The organism is Zobellia sp. 1_MG-2023, assembly GCF_030549125.1.
In the GTDB taxonomy this organism is placed as follows: Bacteria; Bacteroidota; Bacteroidia; order Flavobacteriales; family Flavobacteriaceae; genus Zobellia; species Zobellia russellii.
The window spans coordinates 178180-190592 of the sequence record NZ_JAUOSY010000003.1; the positions used below are offsets into that span (position 1 = coordinate 178180).

A 12413-nucleotide genomic window follows, 5' to 3' on the forward strand; every position below is an offset into this window, starting at 1 on the left:
AACAACAGAAGATGCTCTGAAAATTTAGGATTTTCACTTTCAAAACTATCTTCTAATGAGGAATCAATAATTATTTGATCAAAGAAAGTATATTGTATTAGTTAGCAGTCGGTACTAATTGATCAAAATCGGGTAATTATAGGTCATATGGATTTTTATGACCTATAATTACCTAAGCATGGTCCTATTTTACCCGATTCATTAAACTTGTTTCCGTATTTTGACCCTTATATATAAAATTGGTAATGCTTCATTCGTACATAAAAGGTGGTTCAAATACAATCTTATTTCTATTGATTAGAAAATGGTCTTTAAGGTTGGTATGCGTTCTATTTGTCCTTTCTGCTTCTTGTAACAAATCAATAGAGAAACCTATTGATAATGCTACTACTTTATTCACCTTGGTAACTTCTGAAAATTCAGGGATTGACTTTGCAAATACGCTTACGGAAACGGCAGAGGAAAACCACTTGTTGAATGAAAACTTCGTTACCGGAGCTGGAGTGGCCATTGGGGATATTAATAATGATGGTCTTCCTGACATTTATTTTGCCGGCAATCAAGTTCACGATAGACTTTACCTCAATAGAGGAAATATGGAGTTTGAGGATATTACCGAAAAAGCGGGTATTTTAAAAACAAATAGCTGGTCCACAGGAGTAACCTTTGCAGATGTAAATAGTGATGGGTTCCAGGACATCTATGTCTGTAAGAACGAACAAAAAAACAGGGATAAAAGCACCAATTTACTTTATATAAATTCTGGTAACGGTACATTTAAGGAAATGGCGGAGCACTATGGTGTAGATGATAAAGGATTTTCTACACAAGCTAGTTTTCTGGATTACGATAAAAACGGACTCATTGATCTTTACGTTATAAACCAGCCACCAGGATATGGCAACAGGCAAGGTGGTAAGAAAAGAAAAACGGGCACAAATCCAATGTACAGTGATAAGCTATATAGAAACCTAGGGCCTGATATTGGTTTTATTGAGGTCTCCCCCATGTCTAAAACTGAAAATTTGGCTTTTGGCCTTTCGGTAGCCGTTGGCGACCTTAATAATGATGGGTGGCAAGATATGTATGTTGCCAACGATTACAATGAACCAGATTTCTATTATGTTAACAATACAAAAGGAGCTTTCAAAGAAAGTCTAAAAACTCATTTTAAGCATATTTCAAATTTTAGCATGGGTACTGATATTGCCGATTTTGACAATGACGGTAATCTAGATATTATGGTATTGGATATGGTTGCGGAAGACCACAAGCGTATTAAAACCAATATGGGGGGCATGAACCCTAAAAATTTCTGGAACATTGTTGCAGAAGGAGGTCACTACCAATACATGTTCAATACGCTACAGAAAAACAATGGCAACGGGAGTTTTAGTGATGTTGCTCAAATGGCGGGAGTCTCCAATACTGATTGGAGTTGGGGACCATTAATCGCCGATTTTGATAATGACGGACTAAAAGACCTGTTCGTTACCAATGGCATTAAACGCAATATGCGCAATAGCGATGTAAACAAAAAGTATGAACGCCTATTGGACAGTATTGATAATCTAGCCAAAAAAGAGAATAAAAAATTTGAAGAGGTGGTAGATGTACTGTCATTGGCCAAACTTGCTCCGGAAGACAAACTTCAAAATTATATCTATAAAAATAACGGAGATCTGACTTTTGAAAAACAAAACAAGAAATGGGGTTTTGAATTGGAGACTTTATCAAATGGAGCCGCTTATGCAGACCTTGACCAAGATGGCGATTTAGATTTGGTCGTAAACAACATTGATGAAAAAGCATTTATCTATGAAAACCACACGGTAGACAAGAACAAGGGAAACTATCTTAGAATAAACCTTTTTCCTTCTACCCAAACCGAAGCTTTAGGCAGTAGAGTAGTTGTTTATAAAGATACTGACCCTTGGCAAACCATAGAGGTAACCAATGTAAGAGGGTATATGTCCAAAAGTGAAAATACGGTTCATTTTGGATTAGGTGAATTAATGAATGTTGAAAAAATACGCATCCAATGGCCCAACGGTCAGGTGAGTGAACTAAAAAATATTAAGGCCAACCAAAGTTTGGATATTCATCAGAAAAACGAAGAATTCGTAAATACCTCAAATATTTCCGTTAAACCTATTTTTAAAGAAAATACCGTACAGACCAACTTAAAATACAAGCATCAGGAAAATACGTTTGATGATTACCAAAAACAAGTACTCTTACCGCACAAAATGTCTCAATTTGGACCAACAATAGCTGTAGCTGATGTTAATTCAGACGGATTAGAAGATTTTTATGTTGGTGGTGCTTCGGGAAAAAGTGGAATGTTGTTCGTCCAGAATACCCGAGGTCAGTTTGATTCCATTCCACAAAAAGATTTTCTTATCGATAAAACATCTGAAGATTTAGGGAGCCTCTTTTTTGATATAGATAATGATGGAGATCAAGATCTATTTGTGGTCAGCGGGGGTTATGAATTTCAGGAAAACAGTAAACACCTTCAAGACCGCCTCTACCTTAATGACGGTACCGGATATTTTAGCAAAGATAACAGCAGGTTGCCAAAATACTTAGAAAGCGGCTCGCAAGTTATTTCGGCAGATTATGATAAGGATGGAGATCTTGACCTTTTTGTGGCTGGCAGACAAATACCGGGCAAGTACCCTTCACCGGCCAACAGCATACTATTGGAGAACGACAATGGTTACTTAAAAAACGTTACCGAGGCAAAAGCTCCTGGTTTTATGAATTTAGGAATGGTAACCTCCGCTCAATGGGCACACATTAACGATGATGACAGATTGGATTTAATTGTTGTAGGTGAATGGATGCCCATTACAACATTCCTACAAACCAAAAATGGAACTTTTGAACCCTCTACTATAAAAGGTTTAGAAAAGACCAATGGATGGTATTACAGTGTTACCAAAGCTGATATGGATAATGATGGTGATGATGATTTTATTGTCGGGAATTTAGGATTGAACTACAAATACAAAGCTACACCGGAACATCCTTTTCAAGTCCATAGCGCCGATTTTGATAAAAACGGAAAACAGGATATTGTTCTTAGTTATTTTGAAGAAGGCGAGGTTTACCCTATTCGCGGAAGGTCTTGCTCCGTAGAGCAAATTCCCGAATTGGATGCCAAATTCCCAACATTTGAATCTTTTGGAGATTCAGATTTAAAGGACATTTATGGAAACCAACTCAATGATGCCCTTCATTTATCCGCATATACCTTTGCTTCCTATTATATTGAAAATATAGACGGAAAATCCTTTACACTGCACGAACTTCCCAAATTGGCACAGGTTTCTAGTATTAATAGCATCTTAGCTGAAGATTTTGATAAAGATGGTCATAAAGACCTTCTAATTGCCGGAAATCTATTTACTTCCGAAATTGAAACCACAAGGAATGATGCCGGTATAGGTCTCTTCCTGAAAGGCAACGGCAAAGGAGATTTTTTTCCTATAACAACTGCCCAAAGTGGATTTTATGCCCCATTTGATGTCAAAAACATGAAAATTATTAAGAAAAAGGGCAAATCCAATATTCTAATTGGTAATAACAACCATTACCTTCAGCTTATGGAGTACAACTAATAGTGACAAGTCACGTTTAGACCAAAAACTAAACAGTTACCCCAAAAAATAAACGCAACAATTAATAACCAAACTCACTCCAAAAAATGAAAAAAACACTGTTAAGTATAGTGTCACTAACCGTATTAATATCATGTAATCAAAAAGAGCAAGGGTTCAAAAGTAAGCCCGTAGAACAAGAAATAGTTCAAAAAGATTTTCCTTACGGTAATGTGCCCCGTGAGAAGCCGGACAGAAATCTAAGTTCTGCTTTTGAACGAATTTATGATGGTACCTATGGCGGGCTGGAAGTAAGCTCTAACGAACTTTTTTCAAACTTTAAATACACGCCTTTAAAAGGCTTTGATTACCACGGTCATGATGGCACGGTGTCCAGAAGAGATGCCAGCAAAATAGTAAAGGTTGATGATACCTATTATTTCTGGTATACCCACCGTGAGACCAGTGTCCCTCCCAATGAAAATGGTGGAAACGATACCATTCCTTCACGGGATTGGGATCTATCCGAAATATGGTATGCCACAAGTAAAGATGGTTTTACTTGGGAAGAACAAGGTGTAGCCGTTCCCAGAACCGAAAAACCAAACCCAGGTTGGCGTTCCGTCTCAACACCTGATATTTTAATCTATAAAGGTAAATACTATTTGTATTATCAGGCATACTTAAATATGCCCGGAGGCCCAGGCACTAAAGGAGATGATTGCCCCGTAGCAGCCTCTGTCTCCGATTCGCCAAATGGTCCATGGACACCTTCCAATAAAGTGGTTCTGGACAATGGACCCGAAGGCTCGTGGGACCAGTACGTAATACATGACCCCTACCCTCTAGTACGGGATGGAAAAATTTATATTTACTACAAAGGTGAGATGGGTGGTGACCCCAAAGTACGTGCACAAGGCTTAGCCATTTCTGAAGACCCTTTTGGTCCGTTTGAAAAACACCCGTTAAATCCGGTAATAAACTCTGGTCACGAAACGGCTCTTTTCCCTTTTAAAGAAGGATTGGCGGCATTGGTGAGCCGCCATGGTCTAGAGCACAATACCATACAGTACGCACAGGACGGTATTAATTTTGAGGTGGCCGCCATTACCGGATTAATGCCCATTGCCCCTGGCCCCTATGTTCCAGATGCCTTTACCGACACCAAAGATGGTCGAGGAATCTCCTGGGGCCTCTGCCATTTTAGGAATGTAGGGAAAGCTGAAGGTAAAAGCCATAGCTTTTTTGCAAGGTTTGATTGTGACCTGAGCTTAGATGTAGATGACCCACAGATGAAAGAAACCGATATTTTTAATCACCCTGAAATCTATTTTCAATTTGGTCTTTCAGGAGAGCAATTAAACCGAATTAAACAAACTAATTAGTATAACTCCCTAAATTGTAAAAGCCCAATTTCCTAGGAAATTGGGCTTTCGTTTTTATCGTATTTCTCTATTATTTATCAGCTTTGATTTTCAATATAAATTGGCCTGCTTTTAAACCTTCTGATTCTGCATTAACCGTAATATTACCCAAATTGAGATTGGATTGAAGGAGAAGCAAACAACGACCTTTATCTGTTGTAATTTGGGTAGATTGATAATCCTGAACATTCCTGGCAGAACCATTATCCACACCCAATACTTTTGCGTCTCCAGTAACGGAAAAAGAAATTTTGGCGTTAAGATGCCTCACGGGATTTCCCTTACTATCCACTATTTGCGCTACTACGTGAGCTACATCGTTACCATTGGCAGATAATTCACTTTTATCTACAGAAAGTTCTATGGCATTTGGAGCTTCAGCAGTTTGCATCCGTGCTTGGGACTCTACTTTTTTTCCATCAATATATCCCTCTGCCCTAAGTTCTCCAGCACTAAAAGGAACGGCCCACTTGTAAATATGGTCGTCAAAGTTGGCTAGTTTTTTTCTTCCCAGTGAAGCATCGTTTAAAAACAATTCTACTTCATCACAGTTGGAATATATTTCTACAACCGTAAGTTCGTTAGAATCATAATTCCAATATTCATTACTTTCGTGCCAAAACCATAACGCCTTTTCCCACCCGTTTTCTTTCTTTTCTATGGGTTCTCCAGCTTTGTTCAATTTATAAATAGATTTCTCCAAAGACTGCGTAGTCATGTGTAAATGCGGAGCATTGCTCCATAAAGTTTTCATCATGTGGTATGATGTTTTTTCAAAACCAGCCTGATTTAACAACCCGCTCTGAGTTCCCTTTTTAGGCCAACCTCCATTGGATTCTCCCATATAATCTATTCCTGTCCACAAAAATAGCCCAGCAATAAACGGACGTTCCATAACCGCCTTCCATTCATGCCATTGGGGAAGGTTCTCCGTTCCCATAATAACTTTGTTTGGATAATTTCTGTGACCATAATCATAGATTACCCTTCGGTAACTATAGCCTACTACATCCAGAGCATCGGCATAACCGGATAAATGACTCGCTGAAGGCAAGATACAATTAGCCGTTACATAACGTGTAGTATCCAGCTCTTTTGTCCATTTTGCTAATTTTTTCGCGGTTTCGCCTATATCGTATTTCCCTTTGGGCAAAATATTCAACTTTTCCTTTATCTGCTCTACGGAGAACGGTGGTTCCGAAAAGAAGTAATTGCCCTGCCATCCCATATTGTTAAAAAAACCGGTGGCGTCCGCATTTCTAGGATAGGTCCACTCTATCTCATTCCCAATGCTCCATTGTATGATACTAGGATGATTTCTATGTGCTAAAACGGTATTGGTCAAGTCCTTTTTGGCCCACTCTTGAAAATGCTCTGTATACCCCCTAGTTATAGCATCTACACTCTGCTCATTCATGTTTTTTCTTTTGTCCTTTGGATTATCCCATTCGTCAAAGAACTCATCCTGTACCAAAAAGCCCATTTCATCACATAAATTCAAAAATGCCTCCGAACCGGGATTGTGTGAAATACGGATAGCGTTACACCCTGCTTCTTTTAATTTGCCCAAACGTCTTCTCCATACATCATCGGGAACAGCTGCACCTACTAAACCTCCATCATGGTGCAGGCAAACCCCTTTAATTTTTCTATTCTTACCATTAAGAAAAAAGCCCTCATTAGGGTCAAAACGGATGGACCGTACGCCAAAATTAGTTTCTTGTTGGTCCACAACTTCTCCGTCATAAATAATAGAGGTTACAGCTTTGTAGAGATAAGGAGCATCAATATCCCACAAAACAGGATTTTTAATGACAACAGAATGCCCTTGAACGTATTGTTCATTTCCATCAACAGTTATTGGGCTGATTTCAGTACTGACCTTTTGACCTGTTTGATTATAAATTTCCGTTCGTAGTTCCGCTTTTTTACCTTCGGAAAAATCATTCTTAATTGAGACCGAAACAGATACTTGGGCTTTCCCTGCTTCTATTTTTGGAGTAGTCACAAACACGCCCCAAACCGGTATATGCAACTTGTTCTTCACCAAAAGTTTTACGTCTCTGTAAATTCCCGAACCGGTATACCAGCGACTATCCGCATAGCGGGTTCTATCTACATTTACCTCTATAATATTCGAATCTTTTTCTGAATTCAAATAAGGGGAAATATCATAGTAAAACGGAGAATATCCGTAGGGGTGTTCCCCTACCTTTTTTCCATTTAATGAAACCTCAGAATTATTATAAACCCCGTCAAACAAAACATAGGCCTTTTCATCGGGCTTAAGCCGAAGAGGGAATTTTTTACGGTAGGTTCCCGTACCACCGGGGAGATAACCCGTAGCACCTTCTCCGTTTATAGAATCAAAAGAGGCCTCTACGCTCCAATCGTGAGGAAGCCTCACATTCTTCCAATCGGCCGTTTGCCCGTTAATATCAACCAAGCGAAATTCCCAATCAAAATTAAAATCGGTTACGGTGCGAGATGAAGCTTCAGTTGATACTTGCTCATTACATGCCACCAACGGCAAAACCACACCTATTAAATAGAAAAAGTACTTTTTCATATATAAAATCTTAAGATTAAACCCTGAACTAAAAAAGTCCGATTGAATAGGAACAAACAACCGGACTTACTACTAAAAACAATATTTTCAACTGCCTAAACCAAACTATTTTCTATCCCAAGCCATTGGCATAAGCAACAATTACAATTCCTGCAATCATACAACCAAGGCCTCCGTACAATAAGTTCCTTGCTTTAGGCGAGGCACTCACCCACTCTTTAGTGACCAAACCACTAACAATTGCCGTGGCCACAGATGCTGTATTAAATATAGCGTAGCCTACGGTATTACCAGAAGCTCCAAGTTTAAAAGCAGCGTATGCAAATAGTGCAGATGCGGCATAATGGAATACGGCCATAATTAAAATAAGGAACAGGTTTTTGCCAAACGCAGGTGTCTTAAAATCTCCCCAAGCCTTTTTGGCATTAAGTTGCCATAGAAAATAGGCCGTCATAACAATACCCCCACTAATAAAAATAGGGAACATAACCGCTACGGCAGTAATCCAGTCGGCATTGCCTTGCGCTACACTTGCTTCGTGTAAATAAGGTCTCCCGGCAGCATTGGCATAACTGAAGCCTGTAGCCAATAATCCGCCCACAATAGCAATCATAATACCCGTAACCATAGATCCTTTGGCCGGAGTGCCCTCAGATGCCATTTTTGCTTCATCTTTTTCACGGGTAAGGCCAGCTTTACCATTTAAGATAACTCCCAATAATACCACTAAGATACCTACCAAAATATAGGTCAACACGTTGGAAGGTGGTAGTCCATCCTCTATGAAAGGTAATAGGGAACCTACCAAAATAATAGTCCCTATAAAAATGGAAAAACCAAGGGAAAGCCCAATATGGTTAATAGCCTTACTCCACATCATAACCCCTATACCCCAAAGAAAACTGGTAAGTCCCATTTTTACCCAAATATCCGTTGGCATGTTTCCAAAAATCTCACCAAACCCTTGAATTAGGGTAACAGAGGCAATAATAGGTACAACGAACATCGTTAGGAGAAAAAAGAGACTCCATGTATTTTCATACTTAAAGCCCTTTGTGAACTTTTCAGGAAGGGCATAAAGGCCCAACATCAATCCAGCGAAAATCGCCAATAATACTCCTTCAGTCATAATTTGAATATTTAATTAAGACCCGACTTACGCTTACTGTAAACGGGACCATTTTTTATTTACCAGTTGAATTTGAAAATAGTGGTACTGTCATAAGATTCCCCCGCCCTTAATATACTTTTGGGAGCATCCGGAATATTCATACCATTGGGATAGCGGTGCGTTTCACAACAGAAACCACGGTATTTTCCATACTGAAGCCCAGATTCACGTTTTAGTTCATCAGAAGTATATTTGCCGGTATACAATAACATTCCCGGTTCCGAAGTAAAAACTTCCATGGAACGCCCACTTTTAGGCTCCTTAATTTCCGCCACTTTATCAAGCTTAAATCCTTTGTTCTCAAACAGATAAAAATGTTCAAAACCATCACCCATGGCATCATGAACCTCTTTTATAGTTTTTTCGGACCGTAAATCATCGGCTTTACCATCTACCGAAACATTTTCTCCCGTGGCAGCGCCCGTCTCATCCCACACTTGTTTGCAATCCGAATTTACTATAACCGAATGACCTTCAACATTTTCAGAAAATCCCGAAAGATTGAAGTACGTATGATTGGTTATCGTAAAAGGAGTGTCTTGGTCACTTATAGCCGCGTACTCTATTTTAAGTTCGTTAGTATCGGTTAATGAAAAAGTTACCTTTACCGTTACATTACCTGGAAAACCTTCCTCTAGATGCTCACTTTTCAGTTCCATCTCAATACATGCCACATCATTGGAGAAAGAATTTACTTGCCACACTTTTTTATCAAAACCAACTTTACCTCCGTGAAGGTTGTTTTCTCCAACAATTTTTGCCAACTCATATTCCTTTCCGTTCAGAGAAAACTTGGCATCCTTTATTTGAGAACAATAACGACCTACCGTACCTCCAAAGTAAGGAGCGTTTGCTTTATACGCATCGGAAAAATAACCGTTGAACGAATCAAAACCACAAACAATTTCTTCTGTACTACCCTCTTTTTGAGGTAAAAGAATTGAAGTAATGGTAGCACCGTAATTAGAAATTTTTACAGTTAACCCATTATCGTTTTCCAATGTGTATTGGTGAATCGTTTCTCCGTCCAATACACCAAAATCCGTTTGTGTTGTTTTCATTATCGTAAGCGTTTTGATATATTAATAGCTATTATTTAGATTGATATGGAGCTAGTTTCTCCCAATCAAACTCCACTCCCGTTCCTGGTGAATCCGGTGCTACGGCAAGATGGTTCTCAACAACTAAAGGCCTCTTGGTATATTGGTCAATAGGAAAACTGTGCACCTCTAACCAGCCCGAATTAGGCTGTGCGGATACCAAACTTACGTGTAGCTCCTGCATACCGTGAGAACATGCCGGAATATTGTGCTTATCAGCTAATCTTGCTGCGGCCAACCAACCTGTGATTCCACCACAATTGGAAGCATCCGGTTGTACAAAAGATAGTTTTGCCTGGTCCATGGCATATTCAAATTCATGAATAGTGTGTAAGTTCTCGCCCATAGCCAACGGAAAGCCCGTGGCATCTGCAATTTGAGAGAACCCCATGTAATTATCAGGTATAATAGGCTCTTCAAACCATGTAATATCGTATTCTTTAAAGCGATTGATAGCTTCAATGGCTTTGTCTATGGTCATGGAATAATTGGCATCTACCATAAACGTTACATCTGGACCAATAAATTCACGCACTGCTTTGATGCGCTCAATATCCTCATCTAGGTTTTCACGTCCTATTTTAATCTTGACCGCGTTAAAACCTGCGGCCAAATATCCTTCCATATTCTTCAAAAGCTTGGGAATAGGGAACTGTAAATCTATTCCACCACAATAGGCTTTGCACGTATTTCCAGCACCACCGGCCATTTGCCAAAGTGGTTTTTCTGCTTTTTTACAGCGGATGTCCCACAAAGCAATATCAATTGTAGAAACAGCAAAAGAAACTATTCCACCGCGGCCTACATAATGCAAGTGCCATTCTAGGAAATCATAAATTCCTTCTATATCCGTACCGTCCTTACCTATCAATGCCGGAGCTATATCATGGTCTACCATGGCTTTAATGGCGTTTCCGCCTTTTCCACCTGTATACGTGTAGCCCGTACCCGTACTTCCATCCTCTAAAGTAATGGTAGAGGTAACCAACTCAAAATGCGTGTGGTCTCCGTGTTTGGCATCGTTCATGACTTCCGGTAGCGGAACCCTGAACAACTTACAATCAACCGATTTGATACTTGTGCTCATCTATGCCTTGTGTCTAATGTAAAATGTCTTTTTCTCCATGTATTGCTCAAAGCCATACTTACCATCTTCACCACCAGAACCACTTAATTTGTAGCCGTTATGGAACCCTTGGTGTTGCTCTCCATGACCTCTGTTTACGTATATTTCGCCGTACTCAAGTTCATCGTTACATTTCATGATCGTATTCATATCATTGGTAAACACCATAGCCGCAAGACCATATTCGCAATCATTGGCATATCCAACCACTTCTTCAAAAGTTTTGAATTTCAATACGGGTAGGATAGGTCCAAAAGACTCTTCATGAACAATGGTCATATCTTGCGTTACGTTGGTCAAAACGGTTGGTTCAAACCAATATCCTTTTTCAAAAGCACTTCCTTCCGGTTTTTTACCTCCGGTAGCCAAAGTAGCTCCTTCTTCAAGGCTTACCGCTACCAAGTGCTCCATATGCTTTAATTCCGAAGCATTTACTTTAGGTCCCATGTCCGTATCCTCCAACATTGGATCTCCCACTTTTATGGCCTTTGTTTTAGCTAGGAATTTTTCCATGAACGTATCATAAATACCTTCATGCACATACATTCTTTCGTTACAGGTACAAACTTGTCCACAGTTGTCAAAACGGGAATGTAATGCTGAATCTACAGCAGCATCAATATCCGCATCTTCAAAAACAATAAATGGTGCTTTACCTCCCAGTTCCAATTGAACGTGGGTCAGGTTTTCCGCAGCATTTCTTGCAATAGCCTGCCCCACAGGAGTAGACCCGGTCATTGTTACCATCTTGGTAATAGGACTTTCAACAAGTGCATTACCCATAGCCCTACCCGGACCGGTCAAAATATTGATAACGCCATCTGGAATACCCACTTTTTTGGCCAAATTACCCAACTCAAGTGTTGCTAGCGGTGTTTCTGAAGTTGGCTTGATAACGATAGTATTTCCTGCGACCAAAGCTGGTCCTAACTTACGTCCTGCCAATGCCAACGGAAAGTTCCAAGCTGTTATAGCAACCACTACCCCACGAGGTATTTTTTGAATCCAGATTTGCTCATTTGGATTATCCGAAGGAACAATATCCCCTTCTATTCTTCTTGCTCCTTCACAGGCATACTCAATAAACGAGGCCGTAACGGCAACTTCACCCTTTGCTACTTTCAACAACTTTCCTTGCTCCTTTACCAAAAGCTCCGCCAAGAAATCTGAATTAGCCTTTATCTCATCTGCCAATTTGTACAATAACTCCGCACGTGAACGCGCAGGTAGTTTTTTCCACTCCTTTTGAGCTTTATCCGCTGCAAGAAGTGCTTGTTGCGCCTCTTCTACGGTTCCGTTTTGAACCCGTGCTACAATTTCTTCTGTAGAAGGGTTTACAATGTCAATGGTTTCTCCAGACGTAGATGTCACCCACTTTCCGTCTATAAATAGTTGGTATTCTTTAATTGCTGACATGA

The 12413-nt window shown here is 39.7% G+C and carries 7 protein-coding genes; 2 read left to right on the forward strand and 5 right to left on the reverse strand.

The window, feature by feature from the left end:
* Positions 1–245 precede the first annotated feature (245 nt).
* Positions 246–3626, forward strand: a complete 3381-nt coding sequence (locus tag Q4597_RS08160; protein WP_303405750.1) for a VCBS repeat-containing protein — start codon at positions 246–248, stop codon at positions 3624–3626.
* An 86-nt stretch (positions 3627–3712) separates the two neighbouring features.
* Positions 3713–4990 carry a family 43 glycosylhydrolase gene (locus tag Q4597_RS08165; RefSeq protein ID WP_303405751.1) on the forward strand — a complete coding sequence of 426 codons (1278 nt, stop codon included), beginning with the start codon at positions 3713–3715 and terminating at the stop codon, positions 4988–4990.
* Positions 4991–5060: 70 nt separating this feature from the next.
* On the opposite strand, the gene Q4597_RS08170 is transcribed toward Q4597_RS08165, so the two are convergent.
* The 5 genes from Q4597_RS08170 to aldA form a co-directional block, all read right to left on the reverse strand.
* Complete coding sequence (locus tag Q4597_RS08170; protein WP_303405752.1) at positions 5061–7598, reverse strand: glycoside hydrolase family 2 TIM barrel-domain containing protein; 2538 nt, start codon at positions 7596–7598, stop codon at positions 5061–5063.
* A 112-nt stretch (positions 7599–7710) separates the two neighbouring features.
* The gene (locus tag Q4597_RS08175; RefSeq protein WP_215914498.1) at positions 7711–8727 is read right to left on the reverse strand and encodes an L-rhamnose/proton symporter RhaT; all 1017 of its coding nucleotides are present in this window, start codon (positions 8725–8727) and stop codon (positions 7711–7713) included.
* A 59-nt stretch (positions 8728–8786) separates the two neighbouring features.
* Positions 8787–9830: an aldose epimerase family protein gene (locus Q4597_RS08180; RefSeq protein WP_303405753.1), complete on the reverse strand. Its 1044-nt coding sequence runs from the start codon at positions 9828–9830 to the stop codon at positions 8787–8789.
* Positions 9831–9861: 31 nt separating this feature from the next.
* The gene (locus Q4597_RS08185) at positions 9862–10956 is read right to left on the reverse strand and encodes a mandelate racemase/muconate lactonizing enzyme family protein (protein ID WP_303405754.1); all 1095 of its coding nucleotides are present in this window, start codon (positions 10954–10956) and stop codon (positions 9862–9864) included.
* Positions 10957–12411 carry an aldehyde dehydrogenase gene (gene aldA / locus Q4597_RS08190; RefSeq protein WP_252735937.1) on the reverse strand — a complete coding sequence of 485 codons (1455 nt, stop codon included), beginning with the start codon at positions 12409–12411 and terminating at the stop codon, positions 10957–10959. It abuts the gene before it with no gap.
* Positions 12412–12413 lie beyond the last annotated feature (2 nt).